This is a genomic window from Streptomyces sp. NPDC017529, from assembly GCF_044329785.1.
Lineage (GTDB): Bacteria > Actinomycetota > Actinomycetes > Streptomycetales > Streptomycetaceae > Streptomyces.
Genome location: NZ_JBIRJY010000034.1, coordinates 19,207 through 40,559, shown reverse-complemented (window position 1 = coordinate 40,559; position 21,353 = coordinate 19,207). Strand labels below are relative to the sequence as shown.

26 protein-coding genes are annotated in these 21,353 nt (G+C 70.6%); 10 read left to right on the top strand and 16 right to left on the bottom strand.

Annotated elements, in window-relative coordinates; all coding sequences use genetic code 11:
- Positions 1 to 190: 190 nt before the first annotated feature.
- Together ACH4K4_RS37515 and ACH4K4_RS37510 are read left to right on the top strand one after the other, a co-directional pair.
- Entirely contained in the window at positions 191 to 544 is a 354-nt protein-coding gene (locus tag ACH4K4_RS37515) for a hypothetical protein (protein WP_398174459.1), read from the top strand.
- A gap of 109 nt (positions 545 to 653) precedes the next feature.
- Positions 654 to 998: a hypothetical protein gene (locus tag ACH4K4_RS37510; protein ID WP_398174456.1), complete on the top strand. Its 345-nt coding sequence runs from the start codon at positions 654 to 656 to the stop codon at positions 996 to 998.
- A gap of 40 nt (positions 999 to 1,038) precedes the next feature.
- On the opposite strand, the gene ACH4K4_RS37505 is transcribed toward ACH4K4_RS37510, so the two are convergent.
- Positions 1,039 to 1,614, bottom strand: coding sequence for a hypothetical protein (locus ACH4K4_RS37505; protein ID WP_398174453.1), 576 nt, complete (start codon positions 1,612 to 1,614; stop codon positions 1,039 to 1,041).
- 596 nt (positions 1,615 to 2,210) lie between these two features.
- Here ACH4K4_RS37505 and ACH4K4_RS37500 point away from each other — a divergent pair.
- Entirely contained in the window at positions 2,211 to 2,825 is a 615-nt protein-coding gene (locus tag ACH4K4_RS37500; RefSeq protein WP_398174450.1) for a hypothetical protein, read from the top strand.
- Between the two features lie 1,043 nt (positions 2,826 to 3,868).
- On the opposite strand, the gene ACH4K4_RS37495 is transcribed toward ACH4K4_RS37500, so the two are convergent.
- Complete coding sequence (locus ACH4K4_RS37495; RefSeq protein WP_398174447.1) at positions 3,869 to 4,045, bottom strand: hypothetical protein; 177 nt, start codon at positions 4,043 to 4,045, stop codon at positions 3,869 to 3,871.
- 200 nt (positions 4,046 to 4,245) lie between these two features.
- On the opposite strand from ACH4K4_RS37495, the gene ACH4K4_RS37490 reads away from it, so the two are divergent.
- Entirely contained in the window at positions 4,246 to 4,800 is a 555-nt protein-coding gene (locus ACH4K4_RS37490; protein ID WP_398174444.1) for a hypothetical protein, read from the top strand.
- 461 nt (positions 4,801 to 5,261) lie between these two features.
- On the opposite strand, the gene ACH4K4_RS37485 is transcribed toward ACH4K4_RS37490, so the two are convergent.
- The 14 genes from ACH4K4_RS37485 to ACH4K4_RS37420 form a co-directional block, all read right to left on the bottom strand.
- Positions 5,262 to 5,477, bottom strand: coding sequence for a hypothetical protein (locus tag ACH4K4_RS37485; protein WP_398174441.1), 216 nt, complete (start codon positions 5,475 to 5,477; stop codon positions 5,262 to 5,264).
- Positions 5,477 to 5,698: a hypothetical protein gene (locus ACH4K4_RS37480; protein WP_398174438.1), complete on the bottom strand. Its 222-nt coding sequence runs from the start codon at positions 5,696 to 5,698 to the stop codon at positions 5,477 to 5,479. Before ACH4K4_RS37480 ends, ACH4K4_RS37485 begins: the two co-directional genes overlap by 1 nt.
- Complete coding sequence (locus tag ACH4K4_RS37475; RefSeq protein WP_398174435.1) at positions 5,695 to 6,039, bottom strand: hypothetical protein; 345 nt, start codon at positions 6,037 to 6,039, stop codon at positions 5,695 to 5,697. Before ACH4K4_RS37475 ends, ACH4K4_RS37480 begins: the two co-directional genes overlap by 4 nt.
- Before the next feature lie 4 nt (positions 6,040 to 6,043).
- Positions 6,044 to 6,517 (bottom strand): hypothetical protein, encoded by a 474-nt coding sequence (locus ACH4K4_RS37470; protein ID WP_398174432.1) that lies wholly within the window; start codon positions 6,515 to 6,517, stop codon positions 6,044 to 6,046.
- A gap of 83 nt (positions 6,518 to 6,600) precedes the next feature.
- Positions 6,601 to 8,052 carry a transfer protein gene (locus ACH4K4_RS37465; protein ID WP_398174429.1) on the bottom strand — a complete coding sequence of 484 codons (1,452 nt, stop codon included), beginning with the start codon at positions 8,050 to 8,052 and terminating at the stop codon, positions 6,601 to 6,603.
- The gene (locus tag ACH4K4_RS37460) at positions 8,049 to 8,987 is read right to left on the bottom strand and encodes a hypothetical protein (RefSeq protein ID WP_398174426.1); all 939 of its coding nucleotides are present in this window, start codon (positions 8,985 to 8,987) and stop codon (positions 8,049 to 8,051) included. The genes ACH4K4_RS37465 and ACH4K4_RS37460 overlap by 4 nt, the downstream gene beginning before the upstream one ends.
- Before the next feature lie 87 nt (positions 8,988 to 9,074).
- Positions 9,075 to 9,527: a hypothetical protein gene (locus ACH4K4_RS37455; RefSeq protein WP_398174423.1), complete on the bottom strand. Its 453-nt coding sequence runs from the start codon at positions 9,525 to 9,527 to the stop codon at positions 9,075 to 9,077.
- A gap of 11 nt (positions 9,528 to 9,538) precedes the next feature.
- On the bottom strand, positions 9,539 to 11,842 hold the full coding sequence (locus tag ACH4K4_RS37450) for a hypothetical protein (RefSeq protein ID WP_398174420.1): 2,304 nt from the start codon (positions 11,840 to 11,842) through the stop codon (positions 9,539 to 9,541).
- A gap of 126 nt (positions 11,843 to 11,968) precedes the next feature.
- Positions 11,969 to 12,226 (bottom strand): hypothetical protein, encoded by a 258-nt coding sequence (locus ACH4K4_RS37445; RefSeq protein ID WP_398174417.1) that lies wholly within the window; start codon positions 12,224 to 12,226, stop codon positions 11,969 to 11,971.
- A complete protein-coding gene (locus tag ACH4K4_RS37440; RefSeq protein WP_398174414.1) occupies positions 12,223 to 12,702 on the bottom strand; it encodes a hypothetical protein in 480 nt (159 codons plus the stop codon). The genes ACH4K4_RS37445 and ACH4K4_RS37440 overlap by 4 nt, the downstream gene beginning before the upstream one ends.
- 154 nt (positions 12,703 to 12,856) lie before the next feature.
- Entirely contained in the window at positions 12,857 to 13,993 is a 1,137-nt protein-coding gene (locus ACH4K4_RS37435; protein ID WP_398174412.1) for a DUF2637 domain-containing protein, read from the bottom strand.
- A 5-nt stretch (positions 13,994 to 13,998) separates the two neighbouring features.
- Positions 13,999 to 14,178: a hypothetical protein gene (locus ACH4K4_RS37430; RefSeq protein WP_398174409.1), complete on the bottom strand. Its 180-nt coding sequence runs from the start codon at positions 14,176 to 14,178 to the stop codon at positions 13,999 to 14,001.
- Entirely contained in the window at positions 14,178 to 14,417 is a 240-nt protein-coding gene (locus ACH4K4_RS37425) for a hypothetical protein (protein ID WP_398174406.1), read from the bottom strand. Before ACH4K4_RS37425 ends, ACH4K4_RS37430 begins: the two co-directional genes overlap by 1 nt.
- The gene (locus ACH4K4_RS37420) at positions 14,417 to 14,746 is read right to left on the bottom strand and encodes a hypothetical protein (protein WP_398174403.1); all 330 of its coding nucleotides are present in this window, start codon (positions 14,744 to 14,746) and stop codon (positions 14,417 to 14,419) included. The genes ACH4K4_RS37425 and ACH4K4_RS37420 overlap by 1 nt, the downstream gene beginning before the upstream one ends.
- Positions 14,747 to 15,277: 531 nt before the next feature.
- Between ACH4K4_RS37420 and ACH4K4_RS37415 the strand changes: the two genes are divergently transcribed.
- The 6 genes from ACH4K4_RS37415 to ACH4K4_RS37390 all read left to right on the top strand — a co-directional run bounded on the left by ACH4K4_RS37415 (position 15,278) and on the right by ACH4K4_RS37390 (position 21,170).
- Complete coding sequence (locus ACH4K4_RS37415) at positions 15,278 to 16,075, top strand: GntR family transcriptional regulator (protein WP_398174400.1); 798 nt, start codon at positions 15,278 to 15,280, stop codon at positions 16,073 to 16,075.
- A gap of 44 nt (positions 16,076 to 16,119) precedes the next feature.
- The gene (locus ACH4K4_RS37410; protein WP_398174397.1) at positions 16,120 to 16,677 is read left to right on the top strand and encodes a UTRA domain-containing protein; all 558 of its coding nucleotides are present in this window, start codon (positions 16,120 to 16,122) and stop codon (positions 16,675 to 16,677) included.
- An 80-nt stretch (positions 16,678 to 16,757) separates the two neighbouring features.
- On the top strand, positions 16,758 to 17,642 hold the full coding sequence (locus ACH4K4_RS37405; RefSeq protein WP_398174394.1) for a bifunctional DNA primase/polymerase: 885 nt from the start codon (positions 16,758 to 16,760) through the stop codon (positions 17,640 to 17,642).
- Between the two features lie 203 nt (positions 17,643 to 17,845).
- Complete coding sequence (locus ACH4K4_RS37400; protein WP_398174391.1) at positions 17,846 to 19,390, top strand: ATP-binding protein; 1,545 nt, start codon at positions 17,846 to 17,848, stop codon at positions 19,388 to 19,390.
- Between the two features lie 674 nt (positions 19,391 to 20,064).
- Positions 20,065 to 20,877 (top strand): ParA family protein, encoded by an 813-nt coding sequence (locus tag ACH4K4_RS37395; protein WP_398174388.1) that lies wholly within the window; start codon positions 20,065 to 20,067, stop codon positions 20,875 to 20,877.
- Positions 20,874 to 21,170: a hypothetical protein gene (locus ACH4K4_RS37390; protein ID WP_398174385.1), complete on the top strand. Its 297-nt coding sequence runs from the start codon at positions 20,874 to 20,876 to the stop codon at positions 21,168 to 21,170. Before ACH4K4_RS37395 ends, ACH4K4_RS37390 begins: the two co-directional genes overlap by 4 nt.
- Positions 21,171 to 21,353 lie beyond the last annotated feature (183 nt).

Below are 21,353 nucleotides of genomic sequence, written 5' to 3'. Positions count from 1 at the left end.
TGCCCGTGTTTTCACCTGTGTGGGTGACTTCCCTCAATGGATCGGCTACAGGGGGCGCAATCGACCGTTTCCGCCCCCCGTGCGGAATGGATCACGACGTGCCAGCGCGCCGTTCGCGCGCTGGCCAACTGTCGATGCCGGGCAACTGAGATGCTCGGCAGACGATCCCGCCTTCCCCTTGGAGAGCAGCATGGAGCTGAGCGCCACCGGCGAACCCGTCGTGACGCAAGAGGACACCCAAGTCGACGTCGGCCTCGACCTCCAGGCGGGCACGCTCGTCCTCGCCCAGGAGGGCGCGGACCTCGTGGCCTACCACGCCCTGGTGGAGTTCGCGGCGCTGAAGGGGCAGCCCTGGACGGCGCAGCAGGTGAAGTTCTCGGCTCAAGGGCCAGACGGCACGTCGGTAGCGCTGGTCGTGGACCTCCTCAACGACGCCTGCGACGGGCCAAGGGACGGCCTCCCCGCAGTGATCTGGCGAGTGGTGGCCCTCGCCGCGACGTACGCAGGCGACGTCGGCATCACCTACGCGCCTCCCGCCTCCTGACGACCGGGTGCCGCAGGCCCGGTGCGATCCCGCCCCGCTGATGAATGGGATAGGGGCGCCTCCCTCGTACGGCCTTCCCGCCGGGCCCGGGTGGAGCCAGGCTGGGGGCGTGGCCAGGAGACCAACGCGCCGCTGTGAGCAGTGCCGCAGGCCGTTGCCCCCGGACGCGGGGCCGAACCGCCGGTTCTGCGACACCGTCTGCCGCTCGCGGCACTGGCGGCGGGTGCACCGGCAGGCCACGGTCTTCGCGCTGGCGGTGTACCGCAGCCTGGAGGCCCTGGGCATGGCCGCGACCGACTCGTACGTCGACGGCCGGTGCCCGATGTGCGGGTGGGGCGTGCCGGTGAGGAAGCGCAGCGACTCGGTGTACTGCTCGAAGCGGTGCCGTACGCGGGCCTGGAGGGCGCGGAAGCGGCTCGCGACGGCGGGGCGTGACGCTTCCGAACGGTCGTGACGGCAGGCGTCACCGCGAGGCGCCTATGCGTCACGATGGATCACATGGGGCGGTATCCGCCGGCGGGCCACCCGAGGATGCGGGCGATCACGCCGCGGCGCATCAGCGAGAACACCGACTCCATCCGTTGGAGGACGTGCCACATGTCGTCCGGCTCGCCGTGGGTCGGGTAGACGCGCTGCTCGGCAGCGTCCAGCTCATCCCGGTGAGCGCGCTGCTGGAGGTAGGTCTCCAGACGCTCTAGCTCACCTTCGAGCGGCGTGCACATCTCCGTGACCCGGTCCAGGGCCTGACGCAGGTCCTGGTCCACCTCGGCGGCGGGGCTCATCTCGGCGAGGGCGCGCACGAGCTGGCCCGCGTGGGTCAGCATCTGCATTCGGTGGGCGATCGGGGGCAGCCGGGCGTTCTCGGCGTACCAGGCCGCCCGCATGGCATCGACCGCGGCCGCCAGTTCACCGGCTATTCGCCGCTCGGCCGGAGTTGGCGGCTTGACCGACCCCAGCCGCGTCCACCGCGCCATGTCCACCGCCTCGTACGCGGCCCGCCGGCGCAGCTCCCAGGGGGTCGGCGGGAACGGACGGTTGCTGCTGCCGTCCCCCAGCTCGATGTCGTCCATGCCCGGACCGTACGGCAGTCGGGCGCGTGAAGGGATGCGGCGGTGAAGATCGGAAAACGGCTCCGTGACGTGCCCTCTGCCTCACGTTCTCCGGCGTCCGCGAGTGATTGCCTATCCGGAGCACCCCAAGGGGCCCACAGGAGCGCACAGCGATTTCCGCAGGTCGGCGGCATGATCGCCGGTAACCCGTGTGACGGATGCCCGATCTGCCCGACTCGCGCGCGGGGGAGGACAGCCGTCTCCCACGGGAGAACGATGATCGCCAGTAACCAGGGCCCTCGCACTCCGCAGCCGCCGACGTTCCGACCCGCCCGCCGGTGGCCCGACGGGGTGGCTTCTTCCCCTCTTCTGACCCTGAGTTGGAAACGAAGAGGCCACCCACCGCACGACTTGCAGCGCCGTGACCTGCACGGTGTCCGGTTCGTCCGACAAGTTTTGTCGGGCACCGAGGGCTGGACCTCTTGCACGAGTTCGCGGCGGCCGGTGAGACCGAGACGCAAGCGCGCGAGACCTGGTATCTCGCGCGCGATGGGCCGGTCCCAGAAGTCCCACGAAGCACGCGACGGTAGCCATGCCGGTCCGTACGGTGCGCGCCCATGACGAACACGAACACCCCCACGACGCCCGCCCGCCGCAAGCCGCGCCGCCAGGGCCGCCCCTCGCTGCTGACCCCGACGACCATGGACTTGCTCACCCGGGCGACCGCCGTGGGCCTGCCGATGTCACAGGCCGCCGACGCGGCCGCAGTGGGCCGCAGCACCTTCCTGCGCTGGATGCGCATGGGCGAGGACGCCGTCGAGGAACAGCAGGAGGGGCATCTCGACGTCGACTCCCCCAACCCGCACGCCGCGCTGTACGCCCGAGTGACCCGAGCCCGCGCCGCGGCGGCCGCACGCGCTACCGGTCAGATCGAAGAGGCGGCCCGGGGCGCCGTCGTCTCCGAGACGTACCGGACGTGGACAGACCCGGTCACCGGCGAGGTCCGGAGCGAGCGCCGTATCCGCCGGCGGCCGGGCGACTGGCGAGCATCCGCCTGGCTGCTCGTACGACTCGACCCGCAGCCGAAGAGTCTTGACGAGCTGCTGGACGAAGAGGACGCACGCATACGGGCAGAGCGCGGCGAGAGCGCGGTCACGCCCGACTTGCGGGACCTCGCGGCCCGGCTGCAAAAGACGTTCGTGCAGGGCCAGGAGCAGCCGCCGGTGCTGTAGCCCGGTGGTCAGGTTCTCGGGAGGTTCCGTCAGGCCGACGAGGAAACCGGGTAGGGGCTCAACCCTTCCGTTACCCGGTTCAACCCGTCGCCGTTCTCAGCCGGATCCAAGAGCGTCTTCGCCGATAACTTGCTCGCCCCCGCGCGCGTACGAACCCTGACGACCGGTCGCGGCCGCTGCGGAAAAGGGCGGTGCCCCCCGGCGCGAACGGCCGTCACCACGACGATGGCTGACCGCGTCGGGGGGCACCGACCGGAGCGGGGGCCTGGGGGCCAGCGAAGGCCACCAGCGGCCACCGGCCTCAAGCTCCGCAGGCAGCAGACGGCACCGTTTCACCCCCCGCGCGCCTGACGGCGCCGCATGACTCCGCTCCACTCCTGACCGTGAACTGTTCCACTACCCACTAACTTGCTCCGCCGGAACTCCGATCGCTTCACTGGAACCCCGTCTACGAAACCCCGTACCAACCCCTCGACAACCCCGTACCCCCGCCCCGACCTGCTCCCCTGAAAACTCCGAGACCACCCCCTCGTCCCACGTAGTGAGGGGGTGGTCTCGGAGATGGAAGGGCGTCCGTGCAGGTCGGGGCGGGGGTACGCATGTCCCGCAGGAACACCCTGGGATACACCCCCGGATACACCCAGGACATGCCCTCGGCCACACCCGCCGACGTCCCGGTCGAACGCGAAACTGGGCCCAGTAAGTACTAACTCGCTGCCCTCAGCGAAGCGACCGTCAGGACCGGATCAGGTCACCTGATCGCATAGCTTGCTCCCGCCCCCGGTCGTGTTCGACCTCCCCGGAAACCCGGGCACGGCCGGGGACGGCGGGCGGCTTACTGATATCAGTAAGCACTAACTCGCTCCTGCTCCGAACCACGCCCGCCGGGTAATGCACATGGTGTGCTTGCGCAGTTCCTGACGGGACGGTCGGCGGTGTGCACAAGGTGTGCCGTCGCTCGTCGGCTCGAATGCAAGAGCTCCGGTGTGTCCGTCGTCTTGGTGCCGTGTCCGGCAGGGAGGGTGTGGCCCGAGAGGTGGCGATCAGGCTCCGCGGTTCCCCAGCGGCCGGCGGCCGGTGCGGACTGGCGGCGCGGCCGTTTCCGGGGCCTCGACCCACTCGCCCTCGGCGGCCCGCTCGGCGGCGGTCATCGCGCGCCGGTCGCGTGTCGGGATGGTGATGACGGGGCCGGGCCCGAGTGTGCGTCGAGTGGTACTCATGCCCGCAGTCTGCCGTGTACGGAGACGACTGCGCCTCCGTCTCCTGGAAGGACAGCTTGGCGGACCTCTGCGGGAGGGCAATGGCGCAGAGTTATGCGGGTTGGTGGTGGGGGTGTTGGGTGGCGGGACGTCTTCCCCCCGGAGTTCGGCGGACGGATGAGCGAGCACCTCTGGCACTTCGTCCGTTTACGGTTTCGTCCGTGACGAATTCGGAGCAGCAACCCGGTCCCGACGGTGACGACCTGGCGGTGCGTGGCGACGTCCTTGCGGTGCTGGAGACGGTGTCCGTGAGCGAGCGGCTGAAGTCGACGTCGTGCGCCTGGTGCGGCAGACCGGTCTTGTACGCGGGCGTCGGCCGGCCCCCGAAGTACTGCCGGGACTCCCACCGCAAACGCGCGTCGGAGGCGCGTACGGCACAGCGCCGTGCGGGCCGTCCGGTCGATCAGGGTGGCCAGACGACAGAGCCGGTGCGCGAAGTGGTCGAGCGGACGGAGACGGTCACGCGCACGACGGTGCGCCGCGGCCCGTCGAAGCTGCGGTTGCCGGAGGACATCTACGAGTGGCAGCACGCGCTTGGGCAGCTGCAGAACGAGGTGCGGGCCGGGCGCCTCGCCGGGTTCTACGACGTCTTGGTGCGGGACCTTGAGGAGACGGCGCGTGTCGTGCGCGAGCACCAGGGCGCGGCCGCGAAGGTGCCGGCACCGCGGCCGCCACGTCCGCAGGGCAGCAAGAAGAAGCGTCGCAAGCGTCGGTGACGGCGCGCGAATATCGTCACGGACGAAACCGTAGGCGGTCGACGTGCCAGAGGTGTAGCCGTATTGGCCCAAGCACGGAGTGCGGCGGTTTCCACGCTCGGGTCCTCCGGGCAGAGCAGGCGGCGCGGCGGATGTTGTGGCGCGGCACGTTCGCGCTCCGGTGGACGTCAGCGTGCTCCTGGTGCTCGTCGTCGGCGTACGTCATCGCGGTGACGTACGGGCGGTGGCGAAGACGTACAGGACGACGGCGGCCGCGCTCGCTGGAAGGTGCTGTCCTCGGCGCCGGAGTATCCAACGGGATAACTTGCTCGCCGCCGTGCTGCCACCGGATGCGCGGCGGGTGGGCGCTGCCGGGCCGAAGGCCCGTAACAGGGCGTGGGCGAAGCCCTCGTTCTTCGCTCCCCCCCGGGAACGCAAAAAGGCCCCCCGCACCGAAGTGCGAGGGGCCTTGTCAGGGAGGGCTATCGGCTGGGTGGGACGGTCGCGGACGCGGGTGCCGGCGGCCGGTGGGCCGTAGTGTCGTCGGCGTTGGCCGTACCGAGCCAGTAGGCGGCGAGCAGAGCGAGCGCGGTCAGGCCCCACCGGCGGGCCTGTGCCTTGAGCGTCCGCCTGGCCAGTGCGGGGGCGGACAGGGTGAAGGTGAAGGTCCACCGGATGGGCTTGGCGGGAGATGACATCAGCGCACCAGGCTCTCCGGTTCCAGGGTCCAGAACCGCGTGATCGGTGTGATCCGGGTCGGCCTGCGGTCGGCGCTGTCGAGCATCTGCTGCACACACCGGTTGAGCGCGTGCTTGTAGATCTCGCTGCGGGTGAAGTCGGGGTGGACGTCGAGCACGTCGTTCGCGGTGCTGAAGCCCAGTTCAGGCACCTCGACGGTGATGACGTAGTGGTACTTCATGCGCTCGTGCCCTCCGTGTGTCGGGTCCAGGTCCAGGGCTCGCCGCTGCCCGCGGCGAGAGCGGCGGCCCGTCCGAGCCGCGCGGCGATGTCGACGTACCTGTGCTTGAGGAAGCGGCCGGCGGCCAGGCGGCGCAGCAGGATCGCGAGCAGGGCGGCCTCGTCGGCACCGAAGCTGTGCTCCCGCTCGCCCGCGTCGTCCAGGACCCGGGTCAGCGGTTCCCGGTCGGCTGCGGGCAGGCTGCCCTGTGCGTGCTGTCCCAGCTCGTGGAGCTGGCGGACGCTGAACGTCTCCCTGCCGTAGAAGTCCGCGCCGTGGCTGACGGTGATGTGGGTGGTCATCTCGTCACCGCCGCACCTGGTTGCGGGTGCTGGCGAACACGCCCCGTGTCGTCTGGTCGACGTTCGTCGTGTGCTGCACGACGGTGCCCTCGTAGTGGTGGTGGGTCTCGGTGTGCACGCCCCGGAAGCAGCGCGCGGTGAAGGCGATGGCGAGGACCAGGGCGACGGGCGCGGTGCCGCCGACGGCGAGGGAGACCGGGTCGGCCTGACCCGACGCCCACAGCACGAGCGAGGCGGCTGCCCCGAGAGGCAGGGAGGCGAGGCCGCCGGCGAGCATCAGACCGGAGGCGTCCGTGGCGCGCTGGCTCATGGGCGGGCGGCCGGGCTGAGGCCAGGGCATGGCGTCTCCGGTGGTCGGCACGGGCGTGACGTCGCGGTAGCTGGTGGCCACGGGCCCGTTCTCGCTCAGGCCCTCGGCGATGAGCCGGGCGGCCTCGGCCTCCTCCCGCGCCTGGCGCAGGGCGTCGGTGTGCTCCACTGGAATCTCCTTCTTCGTCGCGATGGGGAAGGGCCGGGGCCCGGAGGCGTCATCTCCAGGGCCCCGGATCATGCGTGAGCAGGTCAGCGGGCGATCTCGTACAGGCCGCGTGCGGCGCGGGCGACGTCGCCGGCATCGGCGAGCACCCCAAGGGCGTTGCGGACGGAGCCGACCGACTTCACCTCGGGGCCGCCGTCGGCGTTGACCAGGACGTGGATCTCGTCGGGGCTCATCGGGTCCTCGACCTCGGCGAGGACGGCGCGGATGCGGTCCGCCAGGAGCGCGGCTCCGCGTCCGCCCCGGGTCGCCTGGGCCTTGGCCTCCTGCTTCTCCTGCTGGTCCTTCACGGCCTCGCACAGCGCGGCCATGGCGGCGGTGCCGCGGGCGTCGTACGCCTCGCCCGCCGCGTCCAGGGAGGACTCCTCCAGCCGGGCCGGGGTGCCGGGCCCGTACAGGGCGAGGATCTCCGGGTCGAGGCCAGGCATGGGCCGGATGGAGCCGATGCGGAAGTGCCGCATCATCGACGTCGGGTGCTGCCCGGACAGCAGGTAGGCCATCCCCTGGGTGTCGCACACGTCATCGTCGTCATCGGCGCCCGCAGCGAACTGGCTGCGCAGTGTGCGGGGCTTGAGGCTCTTGGGGATCGGCACCAGCTGGGTGCCGGCGGGCAGCAGTCCGTCCGCGACGAGCTGGCGCATCATGCTGGACGACCAGCGCAGCAGCGTGACCTCGCCCTCCTTGAGCATCGCCCGCAGGGTGTCGGAGCCTCCCAGCTCCTCCAGGTGCCCGGCCTGCGCGTCCAGTTCCTCCCCGATGCCGACGGACCGGCCGGTACGACCCAGCTCCTTGACGAGGTAGGTGCCCTCGTCGCGGTACGGTGCGCCCTTCTCCAGAAGGCGGTTGGCCTCGTCAACCCGTACGGACAGCAGCGGGTCGGGGTCGCCAATGAGGAACGCGTTGCGGCCCAAGGCGGTGTAGCGGGGCTGGCGGCACTGCTGCGCGACGGCGACGGCCGCCCGCAGCATCAGGATGACCTCCTCCGGGCTCGTGGCGATCCAGTCGACCTGGCCGCGGGCCTCCGGGGCGGACTGGCCGCCCTTGAGGTCGCCGTACCAGCTCACGATGCCGTTGCGCTTCTCGCAGGCCAGCATGTACTGGACGGTGCGGGACTTGCCCGCGCCGGTCGTGCCGAACGTCAGGGCGCGGACCGCGGAGCCGGTGCTGGGGTCGAACAGGCGCCGGCGGGCGGGGCGGCCGTTGTGGTAGCGGCCGACGACGATCCGGCCGTGCGCGTCCATGAGCATGTCCTCGGCGCTCGGCGGCGGCATCTCCGTGAGCGGGTTGGACGGGTAGACCGTGACCAGCGCGTGCCGGGAGCCGTCGGTCTCCACGGCGATCCGGCCCGGGTCGGCGATCTCGAAGGCGCTCGCGAGGGCCGCCAGGTCGTACTTGATGACCTGGCCCGGCGGGACCTGGACCATCAGCTCCACGATCTGGTCGTCCGGAAGGGCAGGGGCGGCGGTGGTGATGGTCATGCGTCGACCTCCTTGGTCATGCTGACGGGCTTGGTCATGGAGCCGAAGTTGATGGATTCGATCTGCGCGCCGGGCATGGCCAGCGGCGCGATGCGCGTGGCCCAGAACGTCCGGGCGTCCAGGGCCGCGTCGGCGATGCCGACGGTGAGCAGCTGCACGGAGGCGCCGCGGCCGGGCACCGGCCCGACCTCGATCTCGCCCTCGGGGACGTCCATCAGCGCGGACAGCCGCCGGGTGGAGATCTCCGGCACCGGCTGGCCGGGGGCGGCGGCGCGGATGACCGCCTTCATCGCGCGCTCGCCGGTGCGCTCGATGTCCTCCAGGAGCGTGCCGGGCGCGGCGCCGCCCTCGATGGCCACGCGCTCCGCCCACCACTGGGCGGCCGGGTGCACGTCGGCCGGCTGCTCGGAGACGACCAGGTCCTGGGCGGACGTGGCGGGCGGCAGCGGCGGCACCAGCATGTGGCGCGCGGCCCGCGCCGGGCGCAGCCACCAGGTGCCGGCCGACCACAGCCCCACGGCCAGGGCCTCGGACCAGTGGAACCCGGGCACGATCGCCTCAGCGGCCAGGACCACCGCCAGGGAGACGCCCGGCGCCGCGTACAGCACCTGTGCGGTCCTGGTCTGCTGGTTGGGTACCTCGTGGGTGCGCAGGGACGTCAGATGGCCGTCGGCGTCATAGGTGACCTCGCGCACGACCTTCGTCTTGGCGCGGCGCGTGGGCAAGAACAGCAGCCCGGTCCCGGTGACGGCGCCGGTCACGACGGCCGCGGCGAGCAGCGGGTCGGCGGTGACCGCCGGGATAAGGCCAGCGCTCGCCGCCGCGGTGCCGACGACCGTGGCCGCCCGCCCGGTAAGGGAGCGGGCGGTGTCCATGCGGCGGCGTGCGGCGAGCAGCTGGCCGCGCAGCCGCTCGATGCGGGCAGGGGAAAGCATCCGTGCACTCCGTTCTCCCCGGCCGGGCCGGGGACGGGACGGCGAAGCGGCGGCCACACCGGCGGCCGCCGCTTCGTCAGGGGGTGGTCAGCGGTTGCTGTAGAACTCCGCGTCGGCCATCTCGACCGGCATTGCGTCGATGGCCTCGGCGACCGGCCCGTAGTCGGCCTGGTGACCGGCGGCGGCCTGGTCGAACAGCGCCGCCAGGTCCTCCGTCGCGGCCGCCATCGCGTCGGCCTCCTCCAGCACCGCCCGCATGACCGCCGCGGCCTCGTGGTGCTCGGCGACGCTGTCGCTGTCGACGTGCAGGCCGGCCATCTGCTCGGCGAGTCGGTCCACGGACTTCGAGCAGCCCTCGACGTACCGGTACGTCGAGCGGACCTGCTCGCTCAGCCCCCGCAGCCGGGCCCCGGCGATGGTGAGCTGGGCAACGACGACGACGTAGCGCGCGGCCTCTACGATCACCTCGCCGCTGGCCTCGATCGCCTTGCCGGTCGCGGACCGCACGCCGACGGAGCTGGCCTCTTCTAGTGCGCTCATCAGGGCATCTCCTACTTGTTGTGGTACTCGCGCTCGGCCGGGCGGGCGTGGCCCATGTCCTTGGTGACGTCCGCCGGGTGGCGGTGCTTGGCCTCGGTGTGGTCCCCGGCCGTGGAGATGGACTCGGCCGCACGGGGCAGGGCCGCGGCGATGGCCTCGGCCTTGGCCTTGACCTCGCCGGTCTTCTCCATCAGGCGCAGGACCATGCCCTCCAGGACGCCGGGCACCTTCAGCTCCACGACCTTGGCGTGCAGGGCTTCGAGCTTTGTCACCAGGCGCTCGCAGCCGTCGGCGGCGGCCAGGGCCTCGTCGACCCCGGCGGTGATCTCCTCGGCCATGTCAGCGTCCGCGTCGATGACGTCGTAGACCGTCAGCTCCGCGTCCCGGTACTGCGTGTCGGGCTTTCGTACGGGCACGCTCACGAACCTGGCTCCTGTCTGTGCGGGGGGTGCGGCCGGGGCTGCGGGGAGCGGCTCCGGCGAGGGGGTGCTGGCGGCCGGGGCCGGGGCCTCTCCCGCCACGGTCAGGGCCGCGACCGCGACCCGGGGCGGATCCTTGGGCGGGCGCAGGATCTCCGTCTCCACCACGTACTCGGGCTCGGTGTACGCGGGCGGCGGGCGCATCCCATCCGTGCCCGGCCCCGGCATCCCGAAGAACGGCGGGGGCGGCGGGGGGCGGTAGTCCTCGTACACGAAGTCCCAGTCCGGCCCGTTCGTGTCGCCCGCCGGCGGCGGAGCCCCGGCGGTGTCCGGCCCGGCCGGGCCCGGCTTGCTGGCTTCTTCCGCCTGCGGCTTGCCGTTGACCGTGCCGCCCTTCGCCTTCCAGCCGCCCTTGGCGCCGTCCGGTCCCAGCGCGCCGGGTACCGGCTTGTCCGGGTCGAACAGCCGCGGCTTCGGGGGATCCGGCTTGTCCTTCCCGTCCGGGTCGGCCTTAGCCTGCGGCTTCGGTTTCTTCGTCAGGTCGACCTTCTCGCCGCTGTCCGGCTTCTTCGCGGCCCCGGCCTGCGGCTCCTTGGGCTTGTCGGTCTTCTCCGGCTTGGCCTCGGGCTTGTCCGGAGAATTCGGCTTCTGGTCGGGGCCCTTGCCGTCCTTCCCGGCCTTGTCCTTCGCCGGGTCGGTGTCCTTGGCTTTGTCCTGCTCTTTCGCCTTGCTTTGATCCTTGGTCTTGTCCTTGACCAGGTCGACGTTCTTCGCCTTGTCCCTGGCCTTGTCCTTTTCGGCTTTGCGGTCGTCCTTGGCCACCTGCCGCTTTTGCTTTTGCTCGCGGGCCAAGTCCCGGTCTTTCGTCCGGTCCGCGAGGTCGGCGGCCTGCTTCGCTGCTCGGCGGTTGTTGCGGGCCTTGGCGTTCTCCTTGGCGACCGGGCCGTCCGGGCTGCGCTTCCAGCCGCCGTCCTGGCCCTTGCTGTCCTTTCCGGACGCGCCTTTGCCGCCGCCGGTGCCGCCGGAGGACCCCTTGCTTCCCGAGGAGCCCGAACCGCCGCCGGAGCCCTTCGATGTCCCTCCCGAGCCCTTGTGCTGCCCGCTGGTGCCCTTGAAGCCGCCGCCCTGGCCCTGGGTGCCGCCACTGCCGGAACGGCCGCCGGACGCCCCGCCACTGCCCTTCTTGGCGCCGCCGGAGGACCCGTTGGAGGAGGACCCGTTGGAGCGCAGCGACGACGGAACCTTCGAACCGCCCCCGCCCCCGGGCGACTTTCCGCCTCCGGAGCCGCCTCCGCTTGACCCGCCGCCCGGCTTCCCGCCGCCTCCGCTGCCGCTGCGGCCGCCGCCGGAACCGCTTCCGGTCGATCCGCCGCCTCCGCTGCGGCCCCCGCCGCCGGCCTTCTGCGTACGGCCGTACTCCGGGCTCGCCTGCATCCTCCCGGCTGCCCTGTCCGCGGCCTTGTCTGCGGCGGTGCGGGCCTGGTCGGCGACCGCCTTGCGGTGCTCGGCACGGGCGCGGGCGCCCTGGGCCAGCTGCCACATGCCTTGCGCGCAGGCGACGCCGACGGCCGCGATGACCGCCATGCCCATCACCGCTGCGTCCCGGGTGCGGGGGTTGGCCGGGTCCTCCGGCGGCGGGGGAACGAACGCACCCTCGTCTTCGTCGGATTCCGCTTCCGGTACGCCCGCCACACCCATGTGCAGCGGCGGGGCCATGTCGAAGACGTCCGGCAGCGCGGGCCAGGAGCCGACCGGGATCGTGTCCACGGTGTCGTCCTCCCCCACGCCGGCGGGCTCCTGCGAGGCGCCTCCTGCCGCATCGAGCGACGGCGGGAGACTGACGTGCGGGAGGGTCAGCAGGTCTCCCAGCCTGCTGGACCGGTCATCGGTGCTCACGATCTCTCCCTCCTGGGGGTTGACACAGGGTCACGTCATGGGCGACCCTCGCGCGTCGCGCGTACGCGCGTCGCGCCTTGGCCCCCCGGAGACCCGGGGGACCGGCGGTGATGATGAAGATGTGCATTACGCGGCGTGACGGCCCTGACGGACCGCGTCCGCCCGCTCCATGTCCGCGGCCCACTGCGCCAGCTCCTGCGCGAGCTTGTGCATGGCGGCCGCGTCGCCGTTCTTCTGGGCCCGCTTGGCGGCGGCCTTGGCCCGGTCGAAGCAGATCCGAGCGAGGTCGGCGTCATCGGTCGCCGCCTGCATCCTCGGGTTCCAGAACGCCCCCAGGTTCCGGAGCCGCTTCAAAGCCTCCGGGCTCATTCCGTTTGCGCTCACGCGGACCGCTCCTTGGAAACCAGGGAGAGAAATCCGTCCCCGGCGCCGGCGGCCCCGACGGTGGGCGGCTCGACCGGCTTGGGCGGCACGGCCTGGGCCGTTCCGGCGGTGACCTGCGGCGCCTGCTTGGCCTGCTGCTTCTCCAGCGCGGCCTTCTTGCGGGCGGCCGGGATCTCGTGGCGGCCCTTGCGGTAGCGGGCCTCCAGGTCGAAGGTCAGCTTCGCCGCCTTCTCGATGTGCTCCTGGATCTCGGCGAACGGGCCGGTCACCCAGCGGTGCCGCCACCACGCCTCGAAGCTGTTGTAACCCTCCGGCTTGTTCGCCTTCCACATCGCTTCGGCGTCCCGGCGGATCTCTGCGACGTAGGCGGCCTGAGCGTTGAGCACACCGCGGAGCTGGCTGGAGAACGCCTCCACCAACTCCGGCTTGGTCAGCATGTCCCCGGACCACTCCGGTCCGGCCGTCGTCCTGCTCATCAGGGGGAGCTCCTCTACCGTGTGGTCGTGACCAGGACACGCCCCGGTCGCGACCAGGGCAGATCATCCGTCCCTGGTCGTGCTGTGACTGCTTCCGGCAGTCGCGACGAAGGCCAGCCCGGCGGGCTGGCCTTCATCGGTGGTGCCGGACTGTTCAGGCGGCTGCCTCTTCGACCTCCTGGCCGTCGCCGCCGGCCGCCTTGCGGACCTTCGAGACCCAGCCGATCGACCAGCCGGTCTTGTCCGCGAGATCCCGGATGCTGGCGCCCGGGGTGTTCACGATCAGCGCGCGAGCGTCGTCCGCGGGGAGCCGGTCGTCGTTCACGGGCTCCTTCTCCGAGGTGTTCACCGGCGCTGCCCTGCGGGTGTTCACGGAAGTGTTCACCGCGTCGGCGTCGGTGTTCACGCTCTGCCGTTCACGGCGTTCACGGGCGAGCCGCTCGGCCCGTTCACGGGTCTCCCGGTCCTTGCGTTCACGGGCGACCCGTTCAGCCTCCTTCTCCTCCCGCTCCTTGTGTTCACGGGCCTCCCGTTCCTGGCGTTCCCGCTCCTCGCGTTCCCGCCGCTCCTCGGCCGCGCGCTGCTCCTTGCGCTCCTCCCGATCAGCCTCCGCCCGCAGGCGGTCGGCCTCGGCTTCCCGCTCTTCACGGGCCAGCCGCGCCTCGTGTTCCAGGCGCTGCCGCTCCCGCTCTGCCTCCCGGTCCAGGCGTTCACGCTCAAGGCGCTCCTGACGCTCCTGCTGGCGTTCACGCTCGTCACGGTCGCGCTGTTCACGCTCACGGCGGTCGCGTTCACGGGCCTCGCGCTGCTCCTGTTCGTGAACACGCTGTCGCTCGACCTCCTCGCGCTGTTCACGCTCAATCCGTTCCAGCGCGCGGGTGATCGCCCGGCGGTACGCGAGGCTCGCCTCGGCGGTCACGATTAGGAGGGTCGGGGCGACCGCGTGAACAGCCACGCCGACCAGGTCGCCGGCCAGCGCGGAGTCGCCGATGTTCAGCGCCACCGTGAACAGGCCGGTGAGCCAACGCAGCACCACCGGCCACCGGCCGCCGTCACCTCCGAGCCGCGAGACCGTGGAGTCGAGCCGGATGACGATGACCACCGCCGCGTCGACCACGACCGGCAGGATCGGCGCCGTCCAGCCCCACCCGTCCGGGGTGACCCGCTCCACGAGCGGGGTCACCGTCAGGACGGAGAACAGCACAGCCCCGAACGTGATCATCCACGTGCCGACGCTCAGCGTCCGGTCGGCGGCCGTGATCTGCTTCTTCGTCAGGGTCGCAAGCTTCAAGACCCTTACTCCTCGTTCTCTCGGTGCTTCGGGCACTGGCACAGCGGCCAGACCACAGGATTCTCGGGGGGCGGAGCGTCGCCGGTGTAGACGTTGATCTGCTCTCCGTACGTACGACCGCTGTCACGGCTGACCCGCAGCGTCATCCGCGGGCCCTCATCGTGCGGCTTGTACTTCTGGCCCATCACCACGCACCCCCGCAGGTCCAGCCGGGGTAGGCGTCGAGGGCGCTGCAGCGCTCGGGGTGCTCGGCAGCCAGCCGGGCGAACGCTGTGTCGACGGGGTCGACCGCGTGGTTCTGCTCAAGGAGCCCGTCGCGCACCCTGCGGCAGTGCTCCTCACTCGCGTTCTCCACGACCAGCCGCTTCTCCTGCCGGTCCCACAGCGTCGCGAACCCTCCGTCCCGGCCGATGACGTACCGCATCACGTCACCGCCTCGATCACCGCGACCAGCCGGTTCAGCGCCACGTTCTGCGGGTCGACCGCCGACTCGCGGCGGATCCTCGCGGAGCGGTAGTGCGCGTACACCCGCCGGCGGGCCATCACCGACAGCAGGCCGGGGCTGGTGATCTGGTTGCCGCGCAGCAGGAACTGCCAGGCCATCAGCCACACGTCCTGGGCCAGGTCCTCGGCGTACGCGGCCCGGTCCTCGATGCGCAGTGTCCGCGCCACGACGCGCAGCACCCGCTGGTGTTCGTTCGCGTACAGCTCCGCCAGATCGGTGGCCAGAGCCTGCACATGGGTACGGTTCATCTGGGTCGCACCTCCGTTGTGCGATCTGGGGCCCGGCCCCGGCTGGTCCCCGCCTCGCCCGCGGGGGCCTGCCAAATGAAGAAGCCACGCCCTCCGAAGCAGCGCATCCGCGCCGCCAGCGCCCCGGACCGGACTCGAACCGGTCACTTCCTTCGAGGCACGCCGGTCTTCACCTGCTTGTTTCCGACCCCCCACACGCTCGGAGGCAGCAGGTCCACGGGTTACCGGCAGTTCCCTGATCTTCAGTTCTCAAGGAGCGGGCGCTTCCTTCAGGACGCCATCACGCGCTATCCCTCCGGGCGCACCCCGCATCGCGCCGACCCAACTAGTTGAGTGGCGTGCGGATCGATTAACCCACCTCTACCAGCGAGTGTCAACACAACTAGCTGAGTGCTGAATATCCGAGTTGCTGACCTGCGGAAACACGGGTAGGAAACACCTAACGGCGGTCCCGACTTCCGATGCTCAACTAGCTATGTCATGCTTGGCCGCCGACGCAGCAAACGGACAATGAGAAAGGAGCGGAGGGCCGTGGCCAAGAAGGAGCCGGGCAAGATCGAGCGGATCGCCGCCGATCTCCGGGCAAAGATCGAGAGCGGGAAGTACCCGCCGGGCAGCAAGCTGCCCAGCGCGTCCGAGCTCCAGGCCGCTGAGGGGATCGCCTTCCAAACGGCGCGGGACGTGTTCCGCGCCTTGGAGCGGGAAGGACTGGTCTTCACCCGGCAGGGCAAGGGTTCGTTCGTGACGCCGTTCATCGGCAAGATCACTCGCGACGGGACCGGGCGCTACCAGCCTGCGGCCCGCTCCGAGGGCGGCGCCCGCGGAGCGTTCGAGGCGGAGCTGAATCGTCTCGGCTTGGTCTACAAGCCGTCCCCCACTGAGATCGGCCGGGCCCGGCCCCCACGAGAGGTCGCCGAAGCCTTCGGTCTGCACCACTCTTCGAAGGCCATCTACCGCCAGCGCGCCATGAAGGCCGGCCGGGACGCCACGGACCCCTCCGAGGGGTTTGTCGTCCAGCTCGCCACCTCGTGGTTCCCCGTCGACATCGCAGGTGGAACCCCGATCGAGCAGCAGGACACCGGACCTGGCGGCAGCAAGAACCGCCTCGCCGACCTCGGCTTCGTCCAACGCCGCATCCGCGAGTCGATCGAAGTCAGGTTCCCGACCTCCGAGGAGGCGACGGCCCTGCACATTCCCGACGACCGGCAGGTATACGAGCTGGTCCACCATGCCACGACTGCGGAGGACCGCGTCGTCGAGGTAGCGGTGCACGTCATGCCCGCGAACATCTGGCGGTTCTCGTACACGTGGGACCTGGACGCCGACTGACGTCCGACCCGCACCGACCATCACCCACTCAACGAAGGAGCGACATGCCCAGCAACACCATCGGCGCAGACGGGACGATCACCCGGGACGCCCGGAGCCGGTATCGGCAGAGGGCTGAAGGCGGAGCTCACGGGGCCTTCGAGGCCGAGACCAAGCGCGCTGGCGGCAGCCCGCGCGCGGAGATCGACGTCGTCCGTGGCCCGGCTCCCGCCGACCTCACCGACGTTCTCGGGAGCACCGAGTCGGAGGTCATCATCCGGCGCCGCCGCATGTACGACGGCGACCGCCTGGTCCAGCTCGCCGACACCTACATCCCCGCCTTCGTCGCAGAGGCCGCGCCGGCCGTTGCCCAGCTCGACACGGGCACGGGCGGGATCATCTCGCGCATGGCCGACGCGGGCCTGGCCCAGACGGACGTCGTAGAAGACGTTTCTCAGACGCCTGCGACCGCCGAACAGGCCGAGGCGCTGGGTGTTGAGCAGGGCGAACTGCTGCTGACCATCCTGCACACGGGCCGGACCAAGGACGGCCGCACTGTCGAGGTCACCAGGCATGTCCTTGGTCGGGGTTGGACGCTGCGCTACGGCGTCCCGCTGGACTGACCCATGCTCCACACCGCCCGGCTCCTCTAAGAGCCGGGCGGTTTCAGAAGAAGAGGCCCAGTTCTCAGGGGGTGTAACCCGTGAACGACCTGCTCAAAGAAGCCCTGGAGTTGGTGGCACGCGGCGTGCCGGTGATGCCGCTGCGCGAGGGCAAGGTGCCGTTCGGGAACTGCCGCGACTGCACCGGGAACCGGTGTGGCGGCCGGCCGAACATGAAGTCGGCCGGCGCCTGCATGTGCCCGCGGCCGTGCCACGGGTGGGCTGCCGCGTCGGCCTCCGTCGACGTCGTCTCTTCGGCGGCCTGGACGGCAGCCTGGCAGACGGCGGCGGCCGTGGCCTACCACCCGGGCGGGGCCGGGGTGACCGTGGTCGACCTCGACAATGCCGACGCGGTCGCCTGGGCTCGCGAGGCGCTTCCGGCGACGCGGACCGTACGGACGACTCGCGGTGAGCACTGGATCTACCTGGGCACGATGCAGTCCGCGAACGGGGTCCGGCCAGGGGTCGACGTTAAGTCCCGCATGGCGTACGCACGGTGGCTCGGGCCTGGCGAGGGACAGATGATCCGCCTGCCAGAGGCGGTGACGTCTCTGCCCCGGCACGTGGTGCCGGCGGGCGCGGTGGCGTCGTCTCCGGTCCCCCGCGCGGCCTGGACGCGGGAGGTCGCGACCGGCTGCCGCCACACCGAGGGCTATGTGCGGAAGGGCCTGGACAAGGGTGTGGCCTTGGTCGGCAGCCACCGAGAGCAGGGAGCCGCGAGCCAGGCATTCGGTGTCGCTCGGTTCCTCGGCGGGCTGCACCAGGAGTGCCCGGGGCCGTGCGGGCTGGAGGCCCTGGGCTGGGAGATCGTGGCGGCGGCGGTGGGCGTTGGGGTGCCGGAGCCGTACGCCGTGCGGGCCGTGGAGAACGGGTTCGCCGCATCCGGCACTGCTGTGGCCGGTGTGCCGTTGACCTTAAAGATCTGAGGTCCGTAGAACCGCTGGGCTACGGTCCCACAACAACAAAAAACAATCGGCCCGGCAGGTGGTGGGACACCTGAAGCGCCGGGCCGATTGGAAGACCTGAGCTGTGCTGTTGCCGCTCCTGCTTCCTTAGCAACCCCCACTGTACGACACGGGGCCCTGGCGGAGGAGAGGAACAGATCACAGCTCCAGCGAACGGAGCACAGGTGAGCCAGTCGTCCCCCGAGGACAAGACCCCCGCCCGCGAGATCATCACGGAGTACGCGAGAGATCACTTCCACTACTTCCGCACCTCCAGCGGCGCAGCATACGCGCAGCGCATGGGCAGCCCCATCGCCCGGCCTCTGCGGAGCCAGGGCACGACCGGAAGCCATCGCCAAGAGCTGATGCTCGACATGTACAACGAGGGCATGGGCATCTTCAGCGGCACCTCCATGAAGGAGGCCCTGGACTTCATCGAGGCCCTGACCCTGAGCCAGGACGTGCGCGAGGTCCACATCCGCGTTGGCCCCTGCAAGAAGACCCCCGGAGTCACGTGGCTCGACCTCGGCCGCGACGATGGCCTGTCCGTCCGGATCTCCACAGACGGCTGGGAGGTCCGGAAGCCCTCGTATGACGAGATCATCTGGCGTCGCACCCAGCTCACCGGAGAGCTGCCGATGCCGGAGGCCGAGCAGGACATGAAGGGCATCGACAAGCTCTGGAACCTCTCCAACTTCGTGGACGCCGGTTCCTCCATCCTCGCGCTGGCCTGGCTCCTGGCTTGCCTGGACCCCGATGTACCGGTGCCGGCCGCGTTCCTCACCGGCCCGATGGGCGCGGGCAAGTCGACAGCAGGCCGGATGCTCACGAGAGTGATCGAGGGAATGAGCTCCGACCTTCGCACCCCTCCCCGCGGTGAGGAACAGCTGACGGTCGTCGCCTCTGCAGGCTGGGTTATGCCACTGGACAACCTCTCTCATCTTGGTGCCGAAATGTCCGACGCCTATGCCCGCGTCGTGACCGGCAGCGAAGACCTCAAGCGCCAGCTGCACACCGACGGCGACGTTGTCCGGCTTGCGGTCCGGCGGCCTGTCCTTATCACCGGAATCGACGTCGGCGTCATCCGGTCCGACCTCGGGGAACGGCTGTTGCTCCTCAAGCTGGACCGGCCGAAGCACCGCCGGAGCGAGCGGGATCTGTGGTCGGAGTACTCGGAAGCGCTGCCATCCATCCTGGGCAGCCTCCTCGACGTCGCCGTGGCCGTGCGGAAGCAGGAAGCCGAAGTCCCCGCTGACCTCCGCATGGCCGACTTCGGGCACCTCTGCCTCCAGCTCGACAAGGCGTACAGCCTCGGCGCGATGCTCGCGTACCGGGCGAGCATCGACGACATCACGGACGACGTGATCGAGGGCGACAACTTGGCTCAGCTCGTGCTGCGGTACGCGGCCTCGGAGGCGATGGAGCAGGCCGGGGGCGAGATGAAGATGTCCTCCACGGAGTGGCTGGCCGCCCTCAACCGCTACGCCTTCGGCGACTTCCAGACTCCGCCGAAGGGCTGGCCGACGACCGGGAAGGTGCTCTCGGACCGACTCAAGCGGCTTCAGCCCACCCTGGCCGCCCGCGGGGTCAAGATCGAGTCAGGGCGGCGGTCCCGTCACGAGGACCCGAACCGATCCCGGTACATCGAGATCAGCCGCATGAGCGGCGCCTCTATCCCCGGGCAGTCCCAGCCCTCTACGGAGCAGACGGAGTTCTCCACGGCAAGCTGACGGCCCCGCTTTCCCTGCGGCCCCCGTTCGAGTCTCGGACGGGGGCCGTCGCATATCCGCGCCCCACGGCTGACCCCCATGTGTCCTAAGCCCAAAATTCTGCGTCCCCCCTCGGGACAGCGTCCCCCCTGCCCTCTGACCTGCGGAAACAGGGGGACGCAAAGGGGGGACGCTGCCGCAAGGGGGGACGCAGGGCATTCACCAACCAAACCGGCGCTTCTAGCTCTCTGACCTGCAAGTTCCATCCCGACCAACAGGGGGGACGCAGCCGAACCGAGGGGGGGACGCAGCGGCCGTCAGGGGGGACGCAGGGGGACGCAGGGGGGACGCACCAAGATTCTCTGCGTCCCCCCTCATTCACGCAGGTCACACCCGATCTTGTCGGGAGGGGGGACGAAGGGGGACGCAGATTTTTTTACTTAAGAGAGAAAGGGGTGGTGTCTGTTGTAGCTGGGGCCTCGCTTCGGCAGTTCCTGGGTGAAGAAGCCACCCCGCGCGGGGCGCCACTCCGGTGCCGGCCGTCGCGCGACGACCCCGTGGGCGTGGCTTCTTCACCCTGGACGGCGGCCAGGTGCTACATGTGCGACGCCTCGCACGGGTGCACCGAGTGCGAGGGGTGGGAGGAGTGCGACCGGTAGCCTTCCGGCGACCGACGGAGAGCTGAGGAGGATGCGATGGGAGCACGGCGGACGGTGCTGCTGAACAACCGAGGGGGGGTGGGGAAGTCGGACGTAACGGTCCGGCTGGCGGCCGCGCTGGCGAAGCGCGGGCGGAAGGTCGGCGTCTTGGACTTCGACCCGCAGGGCAACGCGTCCAGACGGTGTGGGTGGCGGTACAACGAGGAGGCGCCGCAGCCTACGGTCTCGGAGGCGGTGAGGGCTGACCGGGTCGGTGCGATGGCCGGGGTCTGGACGGCGGTGGCGTGGGACGTGGAGTACGCCGCGCGGATGGCGCTGGCCCCGGCCTGGCTGGAGCTGGAGAACCGGATGGCGGAGGCCGGAGTCCAGGGGAACCACCTGCGGCTGGCCAAGGCTCTCCAGGGCGCGGACGAACATCTGGATGACCTGCTGATCGACTGCCCGCCGTCGCTGTTCCACCTGACGCAGATGGCGCTAGCGGCCGGCCACCAGGCCCTGATCGTCACCGAGGCAGAGATGGACTCGATCCTGGGAGCCAAGAGGGTGCGCGACTTCATCAAGGAGAAGCGGCGCCTGCTCCACAACGACGAGTTGGTCCTGGCCGGGGTGGTCGTGAACAACCTCGACCCGGCCGGGAAGGCACTGGAACGCGAGCAGCTCGCCTCGGTCCGCCGCATCTTCGGCGACCTCGTGTGGGAGCCGGTCATCCACCGCCGGGCCGCCCTGGCGACCGCCGACAACCAGGCACTGCCCTTGGAGCTGACCAAGGCGTCCGGGGTGGGTCCGGCCCGTGCCGCCTTCGAGCTGCTGGCCGAGACGTACGAGAAGAGGAGCGTGACCGTAGCGTGAGCCCGAAGAAGTTCGACACCGCCGACGACGAGCGTCCGAGCCCGGCGCTCGTGCCGCACCAGGAGGGCCTGATCGTCGGGTCTCCCGCGATAGCCCGGCAGACGACGATGACCCGGCGGTCCTGGTACACGAAGACGGCGGCGGCCGACGCGTTCCAGAAGGCGGTGGACGACATCCACTTCAGCACCCGCGTGCCGAAGCACGAGGTGGTCGCCGCGCTCCTGGAGGCGGCCGTCGGCCAGGCGGACCGCGTCCAGCGGAAGCTGGGAACGTCGCACGTCTCGCAAGAGTGAGGCGTCTCGCACGCGTGGTACCCCTCGCACCAGTAGTACGGGTGAGAGGGGTATCACTTGAGGTCAGAAGGCTAGTCCCAGAGCCTGAGTTCCCGGGTGGCCAGGTGCAGATGCCGGGTCTCCGGGGGGTAGCTGGTCGGGGCCTGGAGCCCGAGAGCCCAGACGGTGACCGCGTACTCGTAG